The following is a 21,260-nucleotide window of genomic DNA, read 5'->3' on the forward strand; positions in this document are numbered from 1 at the left end:
ACCTCAGAACACATCAGCCTCCGAGAGAACCGTTATTCCATTATCCCCTATCTCATACTCCTTAACCTCGCGGGAATGCTGAGTCCTGCGCATCTTCAAAATCCTTATGGTGAGTTTTAAACGATGGGATTCTTCAAGGAATGAAAGAAGAATTACGCCATCAACAACGTATTCCACAATGCCATCCCTGCTTACCATTGGGTTTGTTGGATCCACCTCAGTTGTGAAGAGTGCGGTTGCTCCGCTTTCCTTTATGCTCTTGCTCAACTTAAATACTATTTTTCTCTTTTCATCCACGGTCTCGTACATCATGGTGATCAAACTTATTGAATCCACAACAATGCGTGAGGCCCTGCGGGTTCTTATCAGTTCAGGTATATCACCCTCCAGACGCTCAACACTGCTCTTCGCATCCTCGGGCTCAAGTTTTATGATTAGCAAATTTCCATTTTCAACATGGGTGGCAAAATCCCATCCAAAACCTCTTGCACTTTCCAATATGCTCTCCTCATCTTCCTCCAAACTGAGAAATATGCACCTCTCTCCGTTTTTCAGACCCTCCCATATGAACTGCATGGCCAGGGTACTTTTTCCAGTTCCAAAGGCACCTATGACCGCTATGCTGTGCCCCCTGGGAATGCCCCCGTTGAGCATGTCGTCCAGACCATCAACTCCAGTTTTCACCCTCTCCATTTCAATCACCCAATTTTCTCGGTGTTAACAACAACAAATCCATTCCTCCTATTTAAAGTGGTGTTGAACCGGGCAATTCTCTCCTCCTCAAGATGTGCCATCAACCCCTCAAATTTGAGAACGTACATGTAACGGTACCTCTTTGAGTACTTACCTGAGCCGTGCCATTCAAACACAAACACACCATCCACCGCATCAAAGAGCAGGTTCTCCTTCATCCTATCAATGACTCCAAGGGTGAGAAGGAGGTAGATCACCGTGTTCCATCTTTTTGCAACCCGACGAATTCCCCTTATTATGTCAACAAGATTGTTGAAATCTATGCGGGGTGTGGTAACGAGATCCGTCAGGGAGTCAACAATTACAATATTTCCATCGGATTCCTCCATGCATTTCACGAATTCCCTGAGCAATTCACCCTTTCTCCTTAAGAACTCCTCCGTGCTTTCAGATATCCACTTTCTGGGCACGACGCTGTTACGGAAGTATTCCACAGAGAGATCCCTGAATTTGAGTTTATCCCTGAACGCCTCGTGAAGGTCCTCATCAAATGTTATCTCAACGGAGCGAAGAATCTCCTCCGAACTCTTTGAGAAGGATATGTAAAGAGTACCCTGAGGCACGTATATGTCTGGCGCCTCAATTATGAAAAACCTTCTGCGCTCCTCATACTTCCTAGCCAAGGAGAGTTTCGCAGCGGATGTGTACGCAAATTCAACATTTCCCGAACCGGGTTCACCTGCAAGAATTACCACAGAACCCACGGGTACCCCGCCCTTCACGATTTCATCAAAGGCCGCCACAGATGTAGGAATTCTCATCTGTCAAATCATAGCAATTTTAAATTTAAAACTTTGCACGATTTTTCAAGAAATTCTTAAATACCAATTTTCAATGCTTAAATTATGGGAAGAATAAAAACGGGAATCCTTGGCCTGGACCCCCTCCTAGGTGGGGGGCTGATGAACAAGTCTTCAACTGTGGTCATAGGTTCAACGGGTGCTGGAAAGACCACATTTGCAACCCAATTCATACTTCGCGGGCTGATGGAGGGGCAGGACTGCATATTCATAAGTTTGGATGAAAACAAGGAGCAGATAATCAGAGACGCACTGAATATGGGGTGGGAGGATATAAAGTACTTCATCGAGGAGGAAAAACTGATATTTGTGGACGCTTCAGGCAAGGAGTTCAAGGCATTCATCAGAAAGGAACTTCCCGATTTTGTATCCACCTGGCTCGGGGCAAATACAAGAATAGCAATAGACCCGCTCACACCCGTGGTATGGGCCACGCCCTCCCGATATGAGCAAAGGGAGCTCCTGGGATTCATGCTCAAGGAGATGAGGAAGATAGGTACAATAGTTGCCACTCTGGAAGAGCACGGGCCCTCAAACCTCTCGGCACCTGAAACAGCAATACCCATGTACCTTGCCGATTCAATAATCCACTTAAGGTACAGGTACATTGAAAACAATACCCGGAGAGACCTGAAAATAATAAAACTGAGGGGTAGCAGGCACAGCGAGGAGGTATTTCCATACAAAATCGTACGCGGGTTCGGGCTGGTTGTGATGCGTGGAACCTACAAGATAAAGAGCACCCGCGTCACGGTGGAGGAACTGGAAAAAAGAGTCATGGAAAAACTGAAAAATGCCTCGCCCATCGTGAAAAACAGAATTAAAAAGGTTATGCAGAGCATTGAGGATGGGGATCTCGAGGACATAAACATAGATGAACTGGCAGACATCATTGTGGAGGAATACTCTTGAAGATTTCCTCTCAACTTCAAAAACTTATCAGGGAGGAGGAGATTGAGCGCGGGTACCACATATTTTCAAACAGGCACAGAAGAGAAATATTCAGAGAACTGAGCCGTGCCCCGTGTCAGACCTCCTCCTCGCTCATGAGAAAATTGGGGTACGATGTGCAGGATGTTGAATGGCATCTGAAAAGGCTTATGCGTGATGGGTTTGTGGATTTGAAGATTTACAAGAAGAAATTATTTTGCCCCTCGGATCTGATCTTGGAGGAGGATGTACCACTATTTTATCTTCTCAACACAAGGAGTGGCTGGATCATAGTACGCTCCCTGGTGGATAGATGCAGGGATATGCCCTACCTTTCAAAACACGCCAGCCGTGCCACAGCTTACAGGGTCTTGGATACCTTGAAATCTCTGGACCTTGTGGAGGTGAGCAAGGGCACAAGAAAAATGATATGCCTCAATGAGAGATTCTACGAAAAGATGGAAATGTACTCCGTGCAGGGCTCCGAGTTCAAGAAGAACTTCATAAAGAGAGTTGAAATAAGGGGCTACAGCGCCGAAATAGTTGGGAGTTATGATTACGAGATCATAATAAGGCTATCGGGGATGGAAAACTTCACATTGGGAATTTTCATATCTCCCTTGAAAACGATTCTGGGGGTAAAAAAATGAGAGAGGATATGAAGAGAAGAGCGGGAGAGTACGCCGTGAAATACATCAAGGACGGGCAGGTTGTGGGACTGGGCACCGGAAGTACGGTGAAATACACAATTTTGGAACTTGGAAAGATGGTGAAAGAGGGGCTGGATATAATCGGCATACCTACCTCAAGGGCAACGGAGCAACTTGCAGAGAGTGTTGGAATAAAACTCGGAAGCATTGACGAGTATCAGGAAATAGACATAACGGTGGATGGAGCTGACGAGGTTGATCCGAACTTGAACCTTATAAAGGGTGGTGGGGGAGCGCTCCTGCGCGAGAAGATCATCGCACACGCATCAAAATATGAGGTCATTGTGGTGGACGAGAGCAAGGTGAAAAGGGCGCTCGGTGAGTTTCCACTTCCAATTGAAATTATCAAGTTCGGGCACAGAAGGACCATGAACGTGCTCTCCTCACTTGGCTGCGAGCCATCCCTGAGGATGCAGGGCAAAGATCCATTCATCACGGACAACGGGAATTACATTGTTGACTGCAAATTTGATAGAATAGAAAACCCGAAAATTATGGGGGAAGAAATAGATGAAATTCCGGGCGTGGTGGAGATAGGACTGTTTGTAGGCATGGCCAACGAAATTGTCGTGGGAAAAAAAGATGGGGTTGAAATTATGAGAAGGCCCTGAGATCCCTTATCAATTTCTCTATCTCATTTATCCTCGCCCTGAGATCCTTTTCAATCTCCTCCAGGATCGTAGGAAAAGGTTTTGCAAGCCTGTAACCATGAACAGGTCTGCCCTTGCCCTCCTTCTTTATATCCCTTTTAGTGACCCAGCCCCTCTTGGTCAGCCATTGCATTGCAATACTAACTTCCGGCTGTCTGAGGCCCGTATTTTTCTCAATCTGCACAGAGGTGACCTCATCCCTCCGGTACATGTAGGCGAGGGTTCTTGCCACATTTCGGGATAATCCAGCCTTCTGCAACAGTGATGCCAGCTTTTCGTCGTTTTGCGTCATCTCCTCCCGAACCATATCTATCACCTAACCATATATTAAAGTGTTCCTATATAAGGTTTTCTATGTTCCATTAAATATTTATAATTTTCGGAAGCCAAAATAATTAATTGGGGCATGCATTATTGAAAATATGCAACTGCTTATGCACGCTTGCTGTGCCCCCTGCCTGGCCGCCCCCTACAAACATTTGAAGGATGAGTATGAAATCACCGTATTCTGGTACAATCCAAATATTCAGCCATACAGGGAGTACCTGCGCAGATTGAAAGCATTGAAAGAATACGCACAAAAAATCGGAGCAAATGTGATCTACGATTACTCATATCCACTTGAAGATTGGCTTTACAGGGCAAGTTTACTCAGCAAAAGGAGCAACGTGCTCAGGTGCAAGTACTGCTACGCCCAACGCCTTTACAAAACTGCAATTAAGGCAAGGGAACTGGGTTTTGATGCATTCACAACAACCCTCCTCCTGGCCCCCTATCAGAAGCACGAATTGATAAGGGAAATGGGGAAGAGCGTAGAAAGAAGCACGGGGATGAAATTTCTCTACATTGATATGCGTCCCTGGTTTGAGGAAGGAGAAGAACTGGCAAGGAGGGCGGGAATATACCGCCAGGGTTACTGCGGGTGCATATTCAGCGAGGCAGATAGATACTGGAGGGATGCTCCGTGAGAACCCGCAGAGAGAGAATTGCCGAACTCCTGCAGGATGGAGATTTGAGCCCCTCTGAAATCGCAAGATTGATGGATATTCCCGTAAATGAAGTGATTGAGGACCTGAGGCACATTGCAAAATCTCCAAAATACGGCAGGATGCTTATCCTGCCTGCAAGGTGCAATAAATGCGGTTACGTCTTCAGGGCAGAGATAAAGATACCCAAGAAATGCCCGAAATGCAGGAGCACTTGGATTGAAGAGCCGAGATTTTTGCTAAAAGTTTAAATAATTTGAATTCATTGTTTTTCGGAGGAGAGGCGAAATGAGGGGCATGTCAATACTTGTGGGATTAGTGCTGGGGGTTTTGATAATCTCCATTGTTCCGGGCACAGTGTACAGTGTACATGGCAATTTTTCACCCCAGAAACTCTGGGAATACAAACCGAAAATTGATACAACCTACGATACCACAATGGAAATTCAGAAAACTACAATTAGTTCCTCAATACACTACGATGTGAACGGTGACGGTGTGCCGGATGTCCTTGTAGAAATCCATAATTACACTGCAAAAACATACTCAATAGTGCTCTTAAGTGGTGCAGATGGTACCGTGCTTTATAAGAATGAATTCACGGATATCGCTTCCACCCACTACGGAAATAAAATAGGAATTGAGGCAAAGTATTACGGAATAACCCATGTGGACTCATCAGGAAATGTCGTATCTGCGTATCAATATATGATCTTCACCAACTACAGTGATACACGAAGAATCTCCATTTACAAATTAAACGAGGACCTGAGCAATTCCTCATACGGTTACATAGAAATCCCCTCAACAATATCCACACCCTACGGTTCTGTGACGGTAAATATGTACAGCGCCCAGATAAACATTATGAATTACAATTACACAAACGGGGAGGGACTTCTATTCATGGGGTTCTACACAGGTAATTTATTTGGATACTTTGCAATGGAGGTACAGGCTATCATGCTTGATTACAATCTAAACGTTGTTTGGGAGAAAAAGGAAGTGGCACTCTCAAGATACAGCGCATTTTACCCAATTGGTATTGAACCAACAGACCTGAACGGCTGGGGCCTCAATGATGGAAAGATCGCATATCAGGGTGCTGATGTTATAATGGTTAACGAGTCCTCTGGAAACACGGTGATCAGTGGAATGGAGGCAACAGATGGACAAATTCTATGGAACGTGACCTTGCCAGGAGCCGTGGTTCTCGGATCCCCAATTGGAGATCTTGGACCCTACATAAATTTCATGGATTACAATGGAGACCACAATGTGGATATGGAGGTGATTACCTACGATTACAACGCAAACTTAACCTATGTGTACTTCATAAATTCCAGCGGAAGTATCGTGGCCAGGTACAATGCAGGAATGGGATTCAGACAGATAATGAATGCTCTACCTTCCTATTCCAATTTAACAGTTATGAGAAGAACTCAGGATCTCAACAACGACACCTATGGAGATGCGGTTTTCGTTGTAGATAATAAAATGCTCGTTGCATTTGACATAGAGCACAATACCACAATTTACCAGAAAACGCTTTCATCGGAATACATTTACGTGCCATCTCTCTCGGAGAGCGATATAAATGGAGATTCCACCTCCGAAATATACCTGTACGGATTGAACTTCACCACCAAGTCCTACTGGGAGAGGGTTAATCTGAGTGCCATAAATGGCGCGAGTGGAAGTATCCTCTGGAGCAATACCTACGACAGTGTTGTTGGTCTCGCAGGCACCGCATTTTATCTCATTGAGGTGAGCGATCTCAACGGCGATGGGTTCGGCAACGAGGTGATCATAAAGGGTTACTACAACGATGGAAGTGGCGTGTACGTGAACGCAACGATAATTTCCCTGAAAAACGGAAGTGCTCTCCACACGATAAGGGTAAACAGCACCGTGGGAAACATGGATTACTCCAACTGGACAACGGCATGCATACTTCCAGGGGACGTGAATGGGGACGGAACAAATGATGTGGAGATAATCATGTACTACCACACCAAGAATAACTCCGTGCCCATGGATGATAGTTTCATAAGATTCTACGATGGCATGAGCGGAACTCTTCTCTGGAGGGGAGAGGTCTACGAGGACCACACACTCACCAAGACCACGAGGATGATGTGGAACCCGCGGATTTTTGGTAATGAACTCAGGGCCAGCAATGAGGGTAACACAATACTAATAACCACAGGAGATAGCGTACAGGCCTATGAGATCAGTTCAGCAGTGCCAGAAATAAACCCTGGAATACTAGTACCCTTGCTTGCAGTTGCTGTGATTCTGTACCTGCGGAGAAAATGATTTTTCCCTTTTCCAATTTTCCAAAAAAATTATATTTACCCTCCCTTCTCATAATCCGGGCACCAGGGCCCCCGGCGGAGAGCGATGTGTCATCGCACAATGATGCTTGGGCCAGAGGGTGCCCTATAATCCCCCGGCAGGGTCAGGCACCTTGAAAAATGATAGGTGCTGTTAATGTCGGGGGATACCTCATTTCTTAAACATATCCGCAAGGAAGATCAGTATGGGAAATATTTCAAGCCTTCCGAACCACATCTCAAGAATTAGGGTTATCTTCTCAACCCATGGCATGAAGGGAGAGGTTATGCCCACTGTGAGACCAACATTACCCTCGGCGCTGGCAACTTCAAATATTGAGTTTGTGAGACTGTTCCCATAGGCCATCAGAACAAGAGCCCCGAGGAGAAGCAGGAAGAGATAGGTTGTGGTGTAAATGGACACGTCCCTGACCTCCGTAGGCTCAAATACCTTCTTTCCTATTTTGAATGGAATTATCGCACTTCTTGGTGCAAGGCGAACGCGTATGTACCAAACTATGCCGTACATCAAAACGACCACGCGTATCAGTTTCAAAGCTGATGCGGTTGAACCGTAGGCGCCTCCAAAGATCATCGATAGGATGAGAAATGTCTTGTCAAAATCGGAGAGTTTAGACAGGTCCGAGATGCTGAACCCCGTGCCTGTGAGTGCCGAGGTCACATGGAAAAATGTTTGAAGCGTGGCCTCGCTCCAGTTCTCACCAAACCAGCAGAGATGAAGGAGCATTATTGTTGAAAAGAGGAAAATTATGATGATCATCGCCTTAACCTCTATGGAGAAAAACTCGCGGATCTTGCCCTTGAAGAGATTTATGTGCGATACAAAGGATATGCCTCCCGTGGCCATGGCAAAGATCATGGCAATGGCAACATAGGGGGAATATGCTGCAATGCTGTTATTGGTTACGGCAAAACCACCCGTTGCAAGGGCGGTCATTGAAATGTTTATGGCATCAAAAAGTGGAACCTTTAGAAGATAGAATATCACGGCAAAAAGTGCAGTGTAAAATACGTATATGCCCCAGATCTTCCTGACCGTGCCCACCACCGTTGGCTCCGTCTTATCACTTCTCCCCTCCGCAAAGTAGAGTGATTGCACCACGCGACTCGTGCGGTACATAACGGAGAGGAAGAGCGCTATAACCCCCACTCCCCCAATCCATTCTGTCAGGGAGCGCCAGAGAAGGATGCTGCGGGGGAGGGACTGCACATCCACAAACATGGTCAATCCCGTGGCGGTGAAGCCCGACATGCTCTCAAACCAGGCATCCAGGGGATTCAGATAACCGGATAGTATGAAGGGTATGGCCCCGAAAAAGGACATGAGGAGCCAGCCCACAGCCGCAATCTTGAAGGATTCTCTCAGAGTCAATTTTTCAGGAGGGGGGTTGTTCATAAAGGGGACCCAGAGAAATATTATCCAGGTGGCGGGAAAGAGGAAGGACAGGGCTATCACAGCGCTTCTATCCACAATTAGCGCGTAAATCGCATCTATTATCATAAAGATGGATATGTACGTCAGGAGTTTCAGTGAGAAGTAGATGATCTTGTTCATCTATCTACCCCAGCACTATCTCGCGCACCTTCCTTTCCACACCCTTCTTCGTAACGATGGCGAGTTCGTCTCCCTCCTGAATGGTCTCCTCTCCGCGGGGCACGATGATCTGACCCTTGCGCAAAATCGTGGCTATTATGCTTCCCCAGGGCATGTGTATCTCGCTCAATTTCCTGCCAACTATGGGGGAGAGTTTGTCAACACGCACGTGGAGAAGTTCCACATCTCCACCAAAGGTGAGCACAGAGGTGAAGCCTTTTATACCCGCGTACATTGCCTTGGCTGCCACTTCAGTTGTGCTTATAACAACATCCACGCCGAGGCTTTCGTATAGAACCTTATTGCTCGGATTCGTTGTTCTCGCTATGACCTTGCCCACGTTGTAGGTGTGCTTTGCCAGCTGGCACGCAACGAAATTCACCTGGTCGTTACCTGTGCAGGCCACCAGCACGTCCGCCTTGTTTATGCCCGCATCCTCAAGGTAAGAGGCCTCGCTCCCATCCCCCTTAATAACGAGAATGTCGTAATTTTCCGCCATGTGCCTGGCCTTTTCCTCATCCTTCTCAATTAGCGCGATATTGTGACCCTCTTCCACAAGGATGCTTACCAGATACTCACCAATTCTCCCGCCACCTATGACAATAATGTACATAGGAAGGTTATCTATGTGGAGAATTTAAACATTTTCTCAATTTCCCCCATTTTTCTTGAATTGCTTGAATAAAAAACATGCTTTGTCATGGCACGCCTGTGCATAATTTTCCAGAATTTTTCGATATTTGTTCCAAAATCTTTAAATATGGCATTCCTCTTAATAGAAAATGGGCATAAAAGCCCAGGAGGACTGAACATGAAGAAGATGTATAATAAGAAGGAAGAGGGCGTGAGCCCGGTTATAGCAACCATCCTGATGGTGGCTATAACGGTAGTGCTTGCAGCGACGGTATGGCTGATGGTTTCGGGGTACATGGGTGGAACAACCAATACACCCCTGACAATGAGTTTGACTTACAATGCACAGCAGAGCAATTCCACAATCGCAGTGTTTGATGTCACGCTTTCACAGCCAAGCCAGGTAAATCCTACAAATGTGAAGATAACTATCAAGAATGGAACAGGAGTGACAGGAAGTGGAACTCTTCAATCAAATACCACGGGATATTCGGCCACTATAACGCTTGGTACGGGTAGTAATAAAATTGGGTATACTGTGAAGATGGTTGACCTAAATGGCAACGGCAAACTTGATACAGGGGATCAGATCGTAATAGATGGTGGCTCAAATAGCGTGTCAGGGCTCACTATATACATATACGTAACAGGCTACAGCGGCAACGCACAGGCAACTGTGCCTTCCTAAACCACCAAAAATCTCCTTTTTTATTTTTGTTATCTTTAGTGATTGCTCATGAGACCGGAGTGTGGAGTTTCGCCCGTGATCGGCACGATATTGATGGTTGCAATAACCGTGGTATTAGTGGCTTCCATATATCTGATGGTTTTCAGCAATATGATAAACACTCCCTATGCAACCGCCCAGTTCGTGGCCACGCTAACCGTGGATCCGCAGCATTCCAACGAGCGCAACATAAATCTGACCATTGAGATGAGTTCGCCCGAGAGAATAGCAATAAATATGGCCAAGATATCAATAATGCACAACGGCGTTCCAACAGGCCTGAAATACGTGGGGGACAACACCTGGAGCAATTACTCTGCAGGAGCGACATGGTACTATGAGGCAAAGATTATAGATGTGAACAAAAATGACAAACTTGATAGCGGAGACCAGCTCTATGTGAGAATAGTTAAGGTTTCTCCATCAGCCAGCGCACCGGTATTCCACGCCGGAGACGAAATAATTTTGAGTTTAGAAGGCTACAACGGAAACGCAAAAGCGTACCTTAGTTTTTGATTATCCCTCAAATTCTGGCTCCTCCGCCGGCGGGCTCGTGGAGTTCTGAATTCTGAAATATCACGTCCAGAACCCGGTTTCCTACCTGGTGCCGGCATACTTCTTAATTTTTCTATAACCCCGATCCCCCAAACATCGTATCCCTCGACTGGATTGTAAAGTTCCAAATACTGAAAACCTTTAAAAATGAGTTTTGCATATGAAACACCGAAGGTGAGAAATATGCCAGATGCTGTGCTTGAGAAACTAAACGAGATTGAGGAGATGATAAGGGAACTGAACACGAAAATCGACAATTTTCTGGGTTATGAAGAACTCACAGAGGAGGAGAAAAAGGAGATAGAAGAGCTCAGGAAGGAGATAAAAAACGGAAACTATGTGAGTTTTGATGAGTTATTCGGTGAGCATTAATGTATGAAATCATATTTTCCAGAAAGGCAGCAAAATTCATATTGGAATTGCCTGAGGACTATAAAAATAAAATAAAAAACACCCTTATGGCACTGAGGCAAAACCCCTACGCTCATCCCTACAAAAAGATAAGGGGAGAGAGCAATATTTATAGAATACGCGTTGGGAAGTATCGCATTTTATACGAAATAAATAAAACCAACAGACAGATAATTATCCTGAAGATAGATAAACGGGAAAGAATATATGAGAGTGATTGATTTTCACCTCTCATTTCCTCGCAATTATCTTTATCACGTCCCCATCCCTAAGTTCGTAATCGTGGCCCAGTATTCTCTTGGTTCGCCCATCCACGGCGCGTATGAAATTCTCACCCAGATCCGTGTGCACCCTGTAGGCGAGGTCCCGTGCCGTTGAGCCCTGGGGCATTAGGAACACATCTGGCAGGACGTTCCCATCCTTGTCGGTCCATTTGTTCTCATCCTCAACGGGGTAAACGGATATCATTCGCAGAACATTGAAAACCGTGTGCTCGATGACACGCTGCACCCCGGTACCTCCGAATTTTTGCATAAAATCCCGGATCTTCTCAAGGGCCTTTATCTGCGCATCGCTCAGTTTGGCCTCTCTGGCAATCTCAAAATCCGCAGCGCCGGGCAAATACTCAACAAGCCCCGCCTTGGCGGCACGTCTCAATGCCAGTTCGTAATCCGCAGACACGGGTATGGCCTCATAGCCCATATCCCTGCACCTCTCAATGAACTTGTGCAGGTAATCCTCCGGGGCAATATCCGCCTTGTTTGCAGCAATGACTATGGGCTTCGCTATTCTCCTTATCTCAAACGCTAAATTAAGAATATCCTCCTGGCTCCACATGCTGGGCTTCTCATCAAGATCAAGGTGCGATAAGGCAAGATGCACATCCTTCTCCCCAATGTTCAATCCTGATAATCTCTCTGCAAGTGCAACCTCTATCTTCACCTTCTCCGCTTCCAATCTTCTGGCAATGCGAATCCAGCCCCGGGAGATTATATCCGCTATCCAGAAGGCAATCTCCCTATCCAGAAATTCCACGTCCCCGTAGGGATCTCCCTTACCCGGAGAAACGGGATTTCCCTCGGCATCCGTGGAGCCCGAGGCATCAACCACATGGATAAGCGCGTCGGCGTGCCTCAAATCGTCCAGAAACTTGTTGCCAAGGCCACGCCCCTCGTGGGCTCCTGGTACGAGGCCCGCAACATCTATGAGTTCAACAGGAATGAACCTCGTGCCCTCAATGCACAGGGACTTTTTCGGAGCGCAAGGCCTGCCTATCTCCACGTGGGGGCAGGGCCTGCGAACGTGGGCAAAGGCGCGATTGGCCTCAATTGTGGTGAACGGATAGTTTCCAATCTCAACAGTGTGCATGGTGGCAGCGGCGAAGAAGGTGCTCTTCCCCACATTGGGCTTGCCCACGAGCCCTATCTCTACCATGTAACCAGAACCTTCTTTATGCCCTTCTTCTTGGGACAGTCTATTTCCCCTTCAACCTTGGTGATCTTGACCTTGGTCCCCTCTCTTAGGCCCAGGGGATGGCACAGTTCGTAGAACTCACAGCCGTACTCCTTGCAGTTCACCGGCTTGAAGGTTATGCTCTCACCCTCAACCACGCTTTTGGCCTCAACCGCAAGGGGCACGGGTATCTCCTCAACCTCAACCGTTACAACCTTGCCCTCATCGTGGACCTTGCAGTCGTGCTCCTTATCGCGGATCTTGGTTATCCTGTACCACTTGCCCTCATCTAGGTTGAAGCACACGTTCTTCAACTTGCAACTCCTGCACTCCAGCAACGGGCCAAGATACTGAAATTCGAGACCCTCCTTTGCCAGATCCTTACCTATCAGAGTAATCATTCCTATCACCTCCCTATTACTCCGGTTATTCTGGCCAGATTTCTGGCCGCCTCCTTAGTCAGACCCCTCGTCCCCAGAATTGTATATCTGTTTCTCATCCTGTGAGCTTTAGTTAGTGCTTCAATTATGTCCTCCTCCTCAACCCCCAGTTCCCGGGCAGTTACGGGTGCACCTATGGCCTTGAGCGCATTCCTAACCCGCATCCAGTCCCCCCCATGCAGGTACATCATCATTACCGTGCCCACACCCACCATCTCGCCGTGCAGCGCCTTTCCCGGAGCTATCTTCTCCAGGGCATGGGCAAATAGATGCTCACTGCCGCTTGCAGGTCTGGAAGAGTGAGCCATGCTCATGGCCATACCCGAGGCCATTATGGACTTCACCACTATCCAGGCACTTTCCTCCAGGTTGGGTTTTATTGTATCGGCACTTTCAAGTATGAACTCGGCAGAGTACTTGGCCATCCCGTAGGCCGTGCTGCTGAACTCCTCGTTGCGCAGTTTGTGTGCCAGTTCCCAGTCCTTTATGGCCGTTATGTTGCCTATCACGTCCGCAGCACCCGCGGCAAGATACCTGTAGGGTGCCTGAATCAGAATCTCCGTATCTGCAACTATACCCATGGGCTCCTGGGCATCCATGGACACCGTTGTTCCGTTCTCCCTTATTGATGCCCTGGGACTTGCAATCCCATCATGGGTGGCTATGGTGGGAACGCTTATGAAATGCATTCCCAGATCATAGGAGGCCTTCTTCGCCAGATCTATCTTGCTTCCTCCCCCCACACCTACCAGAAAATTCACATCCTGGGCATGAAGCTTGAGCCTTTCAAGGTTCTCAACGCTGGCCCTATCGGTAATGTGCACCTCCACATTGAAGCCAGAATCCTCAAGAAGTTCTTTAACACGCTTGCCGGCCACATCATAACTGGTGGAGCCCGTTACAATAAGAGCATTTTCCCCAAAACCGAACCTCCTGCACATTGGCCCAATCTGCTCCAGGACCCTATGACCCGCGTATATTTCCCTGGGCAGTTGAGTCCACTTTGATTTTTCAAAGCTCATTTACTCACCTTAAACTCTTTTCGCATATTAAAATTGCGATAAATTCCAAAGATTAATAAGGAATGAGAACTATTTGTTTTCGGGGGTAATCAAAATGGTAGAAACTCTGGTCAAGAAGGCTGCGGAAATTGAGAAAAAGGCAGCGAGCAGTTATGTGGATGGCCTCGGTCTCATAAGGGGACAGGGGCTCAAATACACGAAGGTTGAGGAGATCGTGGGAAGAATTGCCATTGACACAATAATACACAAGCACCTAATGCAGGCGATCGTGGATGCGCAGAAGGAACTTGCAAAACTGGGAACGGGCGAGCCAATCAAGGAGATAAAGGACATTGAACTAAATGGGGAGCAGAGAGCCCTTGTCAAGCGCTTTGCGGAGATGCACCTTGAAATTGAGAAGGACATGATAGGCATGTACGAGAAGATGGCGGAAAAGATGAACCATCCCCTTTTGAAGCAACTTGCCCTGGGACTTGTGGAGAACGAGAAGGAGCACCACAAATTGCTTGGTGAGCTGATTGCCAAATACAAATAATCATTTTTCCCATTTTTTGATATATTCCTCATAGCCCAGATGCTTGAGCAGGGCCATGGCCCTCCTCCTATCTCCGCGTTTGTAGTAAACGTAACCAAGGTTCAGTTCCGCCTCCCTGAATCCCCTATCCAACAGCCAGGCACGCTTGAAGTGCTCCTCGGCCAATTCATACTTCCTCGCACGTAAATACCTCAACCCCAGGGCATTGTGGGCGTACTTATCATCAATGCCCTTCAAATCCTTCCATCTGGACTCCTCAAAGAGCAGATGCGCAAAGCCCTCTGGTACATCTTGTCCCCGCGTTGTTTTTTCTTCGGTGAGCATAACTCTCTTTACAGCCTCCTCTCCCAAAATATCAAGTTCCTTGGGGCTCAACTCATCCATATTCTCCGGTATCTCCATACCTGCAATCTCCAGCAATCTTTTGGTGTTGAGATGCAGAACATCCTTGAAATTTTTTAACTCCCGTCCGTGGATTCCATCACGGATTCTCATAATGCCCTCACAAGCCCCGGATATGTTTCCATTTTCAATTTCCTTTTTCACACTATCAAAAAGGGATGCGAGATTTCTATCCTCCGCAAGTGCTGTTTTTTGTGCCTCTTCCAGGGCAGAGAGTTCTTTGGCAAGGATGGTCTTAATTCTCTCATACTCCTTAACTTCCCGCGTTCTACCCTCCAGTTTATCAAGGAGTTCCCTTGCCTCCTGATTTCCGGGCTCAATATCAAGAACCTCCTGCAGAATCTCACGGGCATCCTTCTTCATGCTCCTCCGTATGTATATTCTGGCAAGGAGGATGAGCCCACGGGAGTCTCTTCTGAGTCTCAGGTACTCCATAACCGAGTTCCTGGCCTCCTCGTACCTCTTCAGATCAAAATAGAGATGGGCCTTGTTGAGATGGGCATCTGCAAAATTCCTATCAATTTTAAGTGCTGCGTTGTAACTGCGCATCGCTTCATCGTACTTGCCCATGTACTTCAGCGCAACACCTCTGTTGTTCCATAGTGCAGGCAGATCCCTCCTTATCTCAAGGGCCTTCTCGTAACATAGCAAGGCCTCACTGTACTTCTTCATTGAGAGCATCACGTTTCCCCTGTTGATCCAGCAGGCCAGATTCCGGGAATTGAAACGCACGCATTGTGAGTAGGCCTCTCCAGCCTCCTGCAGATCACCCTCGTTCTCAAGAATCTGTCCTAGGATTAGCCACGCCTCATCGTCCTTTACGTTGTCCTCAAGTATGGAGGTGAGAAGGGATATGGCCTCTTCACTCCTCCCAAGGGCCGCCAAAATCCTTGCCTTGAGTTTCCTTCCCTCCGTTGTGGACTTTATACGGAGTGCATTTTCCACATATTCCAGCGCCTTATCGTAGTTTCCCTTCTCCAGAAAATCGCGGGCCCACTGCAAAAGAGATGCCAGCTCCCCAGCACTTGGAAGATAGCGCCCCTCCCTGGCCTCTTTGCCCCTCTCCTCCCTCGTTAGTTCTTCCTCTAGGCCAAACTCAACGATGAGCCTCTCAAAATCGTTCCAGTCCATGAAGGTCAGATCTTCCCTGCTCCTAAGATCATCCACACCCTCAAACACGCCAGTTGTTATGAGCATCCACCTGATCTCAACGGTTTCAAGATCAATTAAATCCAGCACATCTTTCCTCGTGACCTTGGGTCTTTTCAGAAATATAACCACGTAGTGCAAACTCTTGCCGGGCACGGGCATATAGGCGTCAAAAACAACGGTATCATCACGATAGACGCTGTTGCGAATCTTGAATCCCATTTCCACAACCAGCCGATTGCAGAGTTTGAAAAATTCGTCCATGCCCATATTCTCAATTTTCTCTCTCATTGGAGCACCTCCCCAGGAAAGCCAAGGCGCTTCAACCTTCCAATGAGAGTTCTTTTCTCCCCCTCGAGCCCTTCCTCATCGTAGATTTTCAGAAGAAGAAGGTAAGCGTCAAGATTATATTTATCCTTCTCCACCACCTTTTTCAGGATTTCGGAGGCCTCGTGATATTTTTTCAATTTAAACAGGGAGAGGGCGAGATTGTACATGGCTTCCATGCTATCGGGCTCGCTCTCAATGACCCTCTCGTATATCTTCACTGCATCCCCGTACTCCCCCAAATCAAAAAATGCATCGGCGAGGTCCTTCCACCCATTGCCATCATCTTTTATAATTTCCTCGTAGATCAGGAAGGCCGCATCCCTATCCCCCATCTCCAAGAGAAGACGTGCCTTGTGAATCTTGTACCTGTCCCCGTATTTTCTTATGAGGGCATCAACCAATTTGAGCGCCCCCTTCAAATTCCCACGTTCCCTCTCAATGAGGTAAAGAAGATAATCTCCCTCCTCGCCACCGGCCATCTTGGCAAATCTTTCAGCAAGATGAAGATAATACTCCTGATCAATTTCAAAATTTTCAAGGTAGAAGGAGAATTTTCTGTGAAATAGAAGGGCAGCCCTGGCGAGAAGTGCATTATCCTGTTTGCTTCCCTTAAGCGCCTCCCTCGCCATGCTGTTCAGTTTTTCAACGCCCATATCCGTGGGCATGCCCCTTTCAATTTCCATGCGGAGATCTTCCTCGTAGGCGCTGCACAGAAGGGATTTCCTGAGCAAGAAGGGATGCTCTTCCATAATTTTCAGTGAGCATTCCCTGCAAACGGGACGCTCGGATTCCCGCCCACATATTATGCAATTCACACTGCAATATAGCACGTTATGAAATAAAAATTTTCTTATCGGAAGATTTTTGTATTCCCCATCGCATGCTTTTTTATGAGAATCCTCGCCCTGCAGTGCAGAGAATTTGAACTGCTCAAAAGGCACCTTGCTGGACACGATGTGAGATGTCCCGAGGATGCGGATGACGAGTTTCTTGGGGAAGTGGAGATCGTGCTCGCCCACAGTTGGAGAAAATTGGCTGCGATCCTTCCAAAATTGAAAAATCTGCGGATGATCCAATCCTTCAGCGCAGGTGTGGACCATTTTGATTTTTCAAAGATTCCGGAGAATGTGATGGTCTGCACAAACTCTGGCTCAAACTCTTGGGGTGTGGCAGAGCATGCCCTATCTCTCATATTTGCGGCCTTAAAACACACGATTTACAGACACAACGAGATGCTTAGAGGCAATTTCCCGCAGATGCTTGAGAGCAGATTGCTTCGCGGAAAGACGGTGGGACTCGTTGGATTGGGACACATAGCCAGGGATCTTGCCTCCATGCTCAGGTGCTTTCACACGAACCTGATGGGTGTGAATAGAAGTGGAAGATGCAAATTCTGTGAAAATTTCATTTTCGTGGGCTCAATCGAGCAGATCGATTTTCTCCTCGCCAACTCGGACATTGTTGTTCTGGCATTGCCCCTCACGAGGGATACGAGGGGACTTATCGATGGAAAAAAATTGAGAATGATGAAGGATGATGCCATTCTTGTGAATGTGGCCAGGGGAAGGATAGTTGTTGAGAGAGATCTGTATGAGCATCTTAAGGAGCATCCACAATTCACGGCAGCAATAGATGCTTGGTGGCACTACGGCGATGCATTCAGGCAGGACTACCCCTTTGAAAAATTACCGAATGTGATACTCAGCCCCCACTGCGCGGGTTCATACGAGGGTTTCTGGAGAGAACTAACCATCTCCGCTGCAGAGAACATAAAGAGATTCATCGAGGGAAGTCCTGAGAATGTGGTGAGAAGGGAAGATTACCTAGATTAACTCTCCCTCCGCAATCAGGGCAGCACCAAGCGCTCCGGATTCATCGGACCTGGCCCTCTCAAATATGATATCATCCGGCGTGATGAAACTCAGCAGGTTGCGCAGCTCTTCCCTCATGGAGCTTTCAAATAGGTCATAGGCCCTGGCAGCGCTTCCACCAATAACCACAATTTCAGGATCAATTAGTTGAATTGCCGCTGCAATTCCCCTTGCCAGTGTCCTCCCGTATTCTTCCATGAACCTCAATCCCTCCCTCTCTCCCATTCTTGCCATTTTTTCCATGTAAGGGAGATCGTTGTACCTTCCGCCCAGAACGGTTTCCATACATCCTCGCCTTCCACAGAAGCATTTCCTCCCTGAAAATCCCTTCAAATGACCGATCTCCATTGCGCTTCCCCTGCCCACATAGGGGGATGCCCTGTAAACAAGACCTGCCCCCACACCAGTGCCAAGAGCCACAAGCAGTAGAGGATCGTATTTTCCTCCGCGCAGAAAGTACTCCCCGTAGGCCATGGCCGTGCAGTCGTTCATCACGACGCCTGGAAGACGATCCTGCAGAAACTTTCCGTTGAGTTCTGGTATATTGGGTGATTTAACGCACACGCCATCTCTCAAATAGCAGGGCACACCGATGCCAACCCTCAACTCTCCCGCCTGTGAGATTATGGATTTGAGCGTGTTTAGCACCTCCCCGTTCCTCGTGCCGATCTTCCACCTCTCCAAAATTTTGCCATCCTCAACCCTTGCAGCGAGGATTTTCGTACCTCCCACATCAATGCCCAGGGCCATAACACACCATGCTCCACAAAGTAAATTAACTTGATGGGAAAAAATTAATAGCCCTGGAACAATATGGGGCTGGAGGGGATTGAAAATGACCGTGGCAAAGATAGTGTCCCATTTGCACTCCTACCCTCCGAGCTACGGCCCGGAATGGGGCAGCGGAGGAATATTCGGCCTGAAATACCACAGGAAGATGCTCTACTACACGCTTTCGTTTGACGCAGAAGCCCATTTTGTGAAGGATTACGATGAGCAGATTTACAATTTTCAGATGGTGGGCAAGGCTCCAACCTCTGGGGGAGATACATATAACGCCGTTGAAACGGTTGATGAGTACCTGTACTTTGGTGGTTGGGTTCACGCACCTGCAAGTTTTCAAAATGGACGCATAGATTTCAAAAACAAGTACTCCCACGTGCACGAGTACAACATTGACGATGATTATCTCAAACTCATCTGGAAGGATTCCATACACCACAGCGAAAAATGGGCAGGAGAGGTAAGCGACATAATATACGATCCCTACAACGACAGGCTGCTCATAGCCAGAGAGGATGGTCACGAGAATCTGGGCATTTACGCAATAGACCGCTCTTCCGGAGAGACAGAGAGGTTAACCAGCACCCCTGCCCTAAAGGGGGATGTAATGCACGATGAGGTGTTCTTCGGCTCTGCGGATAATTTCAAGACAGGGCTTCTTAAAATTCTTAAACTGGATCTGCTGGAGGATAAATGGGAGGAGTACGACGTGAAAAACGTAAAGGCCGTTGATGGTGAGGATCTCATAATACCTTCCCTGGGGGACGTGGCAAGCCTGTACAATCGCATATTCGCATTCACGCGGGGTGGCGTGCTCATAGGAAACCCCTCCAACGGAGAGGGTTTCAAATACGCAAGGCTCCTCGATTTCTTCACATTCAGGGCCCCAATGAGATCAAACGCCCTTTACATGAATGGAGGAATATTGATAGCGTATAACGCGCAGCACGATGCAATATACCACGCAAAAAATGTAGAGGAAAGGATAAAATACACATTCACGAACACGATTGTTGCGCCAACCCTTCTTCTTTACATCTCTCCCCCAATGGTGAAAATCGTGGGAGCATTTGGAGCGAGGATAACAAGCATGGAAAATCTTGGGGATAAGATACTGATCGGAACAAACACCGCACCGAATCTAGGGGCAGAGGATGCACTTCCCTACGATTCCGGACACAGGGGATTCTCCATGCTCAGCCACGATTCTCTTCAGAGAGACCCACCTGCAGTGAGTGTATCCATCCCGATTGCAATCCCCTCCCTTGCCAAAAAGAAAACAAAACACAGCGTGTTTGGAGGCATACCCCTTGATGGATACAGGGAGCCCAGAATGATAATATACGCATCCAAGAGCAACGAGTTGAAGGTGTACGAATACGACCTGGCTCTGCCCCTGAATGAGGCGCACGAGGATAAATTCAACCTCACCGCAGGAAAGAATGTGATTGCCCTATCTTCCTTCTCCGGGATTGTGTCCTTCAAATTGAGAAGAGAGGATTACCAGGGAAAAATAAGAATTGAGTTGAAATGATCATTGATAAACATTCCAGAGTTGTGAGAAATAGTCCTCGTACTGCTGGGCCACCGCCTTGCTCTCTATGAGTGCGTCGGCTTCGTGATTGTAATCAAGGGCGCTTGTGCTCCAGTTCGTTGAGCCCACGATAACTATGTAATCATCTATTATCACAAGTTTATCATGTGTGGTTTGATTGCTCCAGTCAAATTTCACCTTTATTCCGTGGGATTCAAAATAACCTCTCCAGTCCTTGGCCCACTCAACCATCTGCGGATTCTCAAAGCCATAGCCCTTACCATCGTCCAGGATTATCTTCACATCCACTCCTCTTTTCTCCGCAGCAACGAGGGCCCTGCCCAGGGCGGATACCTTGTGGGTGTCCTTATCCGGATTGCCGTACCATTTCATCTCGTACATCACTATATGAATGCTCACATTGGCCTGATTTATCTTGTTTATCACTATGGGATAGTACTGCCTGTCCTCAATGGGTATTATTTTCGTATTGTTTCCCTCAATGACCGTGTAATGCAATCCCTGCACATTCTCACGCTGAACTAGCATCTCGGCGGACATGAAACCCGCGATGAACGCAAGGGTCACAGCAATAACAAGAATGGCACGATTGTTCATAGCGCCATAAATCTACTT

General features: G+C 47.3%; 25 protein-coding genes. 13 read left to right on the forward strand and 12 right to left on the reverse strand.

Annotated elements, in window-relative coordinates; genetic code table 11:
* Positions 1-3: 3 nt before the first annotated feature.
* Both AC0S1O_RS01755 and AC0S1O_RS01760 read right to left on the reverse strand, forming a co-directional pair.
* Positions 4-693, reverse strand: a complete 690-nt coding sequence (locus AC0S1O_RS01755) for a KaiC domain-containing protein (RefSeq protein WP_475394046.1) — start codon at positions 691-693, stop codon at positions 4-6.
* A 5-nt stretch (positions 694-698) separates the two neighbouring features.
* The gene (locus AC0S1O_RS01760) at positions 699-1,514 is read right to left on the reverse strand and encodes an RAD55 family ATPase (protein ID WP_475394048.1); all 816 of its coding nucleotides are present in this window, start codon (positions 1,512-1,514) and stop codon (positions 699-701) included.
* Positions 1,515-1,598: 84 nt separating this feature from the next.
* On the opposite strand from AC0S1O_RS01760, the gene AC0S1O_RS01765 reads away from it, so the two are divergent.
* Genes AC0S1O_RS01765 through rpiA form a run of 3 tightly spaced genes read left to right on the forward strand, consistent with a single transcriptional unit; the run spans position 1,599 to position 3,804 of the window.
* Positions 1,599-2,465, forward strand: a complete 867-nt coding sequence (locus AC0S1O_RS01765) for an RAD55 family ATPase (protein WP_475394049.1) — start codon at positions 1,599-1,601, stop codon at positions 2,463-2,465.
* A complete protein-coding gene (locus AC0S1O_RS01770; RefSeq protein WP_475394050.1) occupies positions 2,462-3,133 on the forward strand; it encodes a helix-turn-helix domain-containing protein in 672 nt (223 codons plus the stop codon). Before AC0S1O_RS01765 ends, AC0S1O_RS01770 begins: the two co-directional genes overlap by 4 nt.
* Positions 3,130-3,804 (forward strand): ribose-5-phosphate isomerase RpiA, encoded by a 675-nt coding sequence (gene rpiA / locus AC0S1O_RS01775; RefSeq protein WP_475394051.1) that lies wholly within the window; start codon positions 3,130-3,132, stop codon positions 3,802-3,804. The genes AC0S1O_RS01770 and rpiA overlap by 4 nt, the downstream gene beginning before the upstream one ends.
* Here the strand turns inward: rpiA and AC0S1O_RS01780 are convergent.
* Positions 3,788-4,150, reverse strand: a complete 363-nt coding sequence (locus tag AC0S1O_RS01780) for a MarR family transcriptional regulator (RefSeq protein WP_475394501.1) — start codon at positions 4,148-4,150, stop codon at positions 3,788-3,790. The two genes, rpiA and AC0S1O_RS01780, sit on opposite strands and share 17 nt — an antisense overlap.
* A gap of 115 nt (positions 4,151-4,265) precedes the next feature.
* Between AC0S1O_RS01780 and AC0S1O_RS01785 the strand changes: the two genes are divergently transcribed.
* From AC0S1O_RS01785 to AC0S1O_RS01795, 3 genes are read left to right on the forward strand one after another with little or no spacing between them, the layout of a single operon-like run.
* Positions 4,266-4,811 carry an epoxyqueuosine reductase QueH gene (locus AC0S1O_RS01785; RefSeq protein WP_475394052.1) on the forward strand — a complete coding sequence of 182 codons (546 nt, stop codon included), beginning with the start codon at positions 4,266-4,268 and terminating at the stop codon, positions 4,809-4,811.
* Entirely contained in the window at positions 4,808-5,080 is a 273-nt protein-coding gene (locus tag AC0S1O_RS01790) for a transcriptional regulator (RefSeq protein ID WP_475394053.1), read from the forward strand. Before AC0S1O_RS01785 ends, AC0S1O_RS01790 begins: the two co-directional genes overlap by 4 nt.
* A gap of 37 nt (positions 5,081-5,117) precedes the next feature.
* Positions 5,118-7,148, forward strand: a complete 2,031-nt coding sequence (locus tag AC0S1O_RS01795) for a PEF-CTERM sorting domain-containing protein (protein ID WP_475394054.1) — start codon at positions 5,118-5,120, stop codon at positions 7,146-7,148.
* 189 nt (positions 7,149-7,337) lie between these two features.
* Here AC0S1O_RS01795 and AC0S1O_RS01800 read toward each other — a convergent pair whose 3' ends face one another.
* Both AC0S1O_RS01800 and AC0S1O_RS01805 read right to left on the reverse strand, forming a co-directional pair.
* Complete coding sequence (locus AC0S1O_RS01800; protein WP_475394055.1) at positions 7,338-8,741, reverse strand: TrkH family potassium uptake protein; 1,404 nt, start codon at positions 8,739-8,741, stop codon at positions 7,338-7,340.
* Between the two features lie 4 nt (positions 8,742-8,745).
* Positions 8,746-9,393 (reverse strand): NAD-binding protein, encoded by a 648-nt coding sequence (locus tag AC0S1O_RS01805; protein ID WP_475394056.1) that lies wholly within the window; start codon positions 9,391-9,393, stop codon positions 8,746-8,748.
* Between the two features lie 198 nt (positions 9,394-9,591).
* Between AC0S1O_RS01805 and AC0S1O_RS01810 the strand changes: the two genes are divergently transcribed.
* From AC0S1O_RS01810 to AC0S1O_RS01825, 4 genes are all read left to right on the forward strand, one after another.
* Positions 9,592-10,101, forward strand: a complete 510-nt coding sequence (locus tag AC0S1O_RS01810; protein WP_475394057.1) for an archaellin/type IV pilin N-terminal domain-containing protein — start codon at positions 9,592-9,594, stop codon at positions 10,099-10,101.
* A 75-nt stretch (positions 10,102-10,176) separates the two neighbouring features.
* Positions 10,177-10,656, forward strand: coding sequence for a type IV pilin domain-containing protein (locus tag AC0S1O_RS01815; protein WP_475394058.1), 480 nt, complete (start codon positions 10,177-10,179; stop codon positions 10,654-10,656).
* Between the two features lie 222 nt (positions 10,657-10,878).
* A complete protein-coding gene (locus AC0S1O_RS01820; RefSeq protein ID WP_475394059.1) occupies positions 10,879-11,067 on the forward strand; it encodes a hypothetical protein in 189 nt (62 codons plus the stop codon).
* A complete protein-coding gene (locus AC0S1O_RS01825; protein WP_475394060.1) occupies positions 11,067-11,327 on the forward strand; it encodes a type II toxin-antitoxin system RelE family toxin in 261 nt (86 codons plus the stop codon). The genes AC0S1O_RS01820 and AC0S1O_RS01825 overlap by 1 nt, the downstream gene beginning before the upstream one ends.
* Positions 11,328-11,337: 10 nt before the next feature.
* Here AC0S1O_RS01825 and AC0S1O_RS01830 read toward each other — a convergent pair whose 3' ends face one another.
* From AC0S1O_RS01830 to AC0S1O_RS01840, 3 genes are read right to left on the reverse strand one after another with little or no spacing between them, the layout of a single operon-like run.
* On the reverse strand, positions 11,338-12,540 hold the full coding sequence (locus tag AC0S1O_RS01830; protein ID WP_475394061.1) for a redox-regulated ATPase YchF: 1,203 nt from the start codon (positions 12,538-12,540) through the stop codon (positions 11,338-11,340).
* Positions 12,534-12,959 carry a UPF0179 family protein gene (locus AC0S1O_RS01835; protein WP_475394062.1) on the reverse strand — a complete coding sequence of 142 codons (426 nt, stop codon included), beginning with the start codon at positions 12,957-12,959 and terminating at the stop codon, positions 12,534-12,536. The genes AC0S1O_RS01830 and AC0S1O_RS01835 overlap by 7 nt, the downstream gene beginning before the upstream one ends.
* Positions 12,960-12,964: 5 nt before the next feature.
* Entirely contained in the window at positions 12,965-14,020 is a 1,056-nt protein-coding gene (locus AC0S1O_RS01840) for an NAD(P)-dependent glycerol-1-phosphate dehydrogenase (protein WP_475394063.1), read from the reverse strand.
* Positions 14,021-14,114: 94 nt separating this feature from the next.
* Between AC0S1O_RS01840 and AC0S1O_RS01845 the strand changes: the two genes are divergently transcribed.
* On the forward strand, positions 14,115-14,555 hold the full coding sequence (locus tag AC0S1O_RS01845; protein WP_475394064.1) for a ferritin family protein: 441 nt from the start codon (positions 14,115-14,117) through the stop codon (positions 14,553-14,555).
* On the opposite strand, the gene AC0S1O_RS01850 is transcribed toward AC0S1O_RS01845, so the two are convergent.
* Positions 14,556-16,397, reverse strand: coding sequence for a tetratricopeptide repeat protein (locus AC0S1O_RS01850; protein WP_475394065.1), 1,842 nt, complete (start codon positions 16,395-16,397; stop codon positions 14,556-14,558). It abuts the gene before it with no gap.
* On the reverse strand, positions 16,394-17,251 hold the full coding sequence (locus AC0S1O_RS01855; protein WP_475394066.1) for a tetratricopeptide repeat protein: 858 nt from the start codon (positions 17,249-17,251) through the stop codon (positions 16,394-16,396). The genes AC0S1O_RS01850 and AC0S1O_RS01855 overlap by 4 nt, the downstream gene beginning before the upstream one ends.
* Before the next feature lie 75 nt (positions 17,252-17,326).
* Between AC0S1O_RS01855 and AC0S1O_RS01860 the strand changes: the two genes are divergently transcribed.
* Entirely contained in the window at positions 17,327-18,268 is a 942-nt protein-coding gene (locus AC0S1O_RS01860; RefSeq protein WP_475394067.1) for a 2-hydroxyacid dehydrogenase, read from the forward strand.
* On the opposite strand, the gene AC0S1O_RS01865 is transcribed toward AC0S1O_RS01860, so the two are convergent.
* Entirely contained in the window at positions 18,260-19,057 is a 798-nt protein-coding gene (locus tag AC0S1O_RS01865; RefSeq protein ID WP_475394068.1) for an ROK family protein, read from the reverse strand. The genes AC0S1O_RS01860 and AC0S1O_RS01865 overlap by 9 nt on opposite strands.
* Before the next feature lie 85 nt (positions 19,058-19,142).
* On the opposite strand from AC0S1O_RS01865, the gene AC0S1O_RS01870 reads away from it, so the two are divergent.
* Entirely contained in the window at positions 19,143-20,624 is a 1,482-nt protein-coding gene (locus tag AC0S1O_RS01870; protein WP_475394069.1) for a DUF2139 domain-containing protein, read from the forward strand.
* Here AC0S1O_RS01870 and AC0S1O_RS01875 read toward each other — a convergent pair whose 3' ends face one another.
* Positions 20,625-21,242 (reverse strand): phospholipase D-like domain-containing protein, encoded by a 618-nt coding sequence (locus tag AC0S1O_RS01875; RefSeq protein ID WP_475394070.1) that lies wholly within the window; start codon positions 21,240-21,242, stop codon positions 20,625-20,627. It lies immediately after the preceding gene.
* Positions 21,243-21,260: the final 18 nt, after the last annotated feature.

This window comes from Candidatus Aciduliprofundum sp. HYA1, assembly GCF_056175085.1.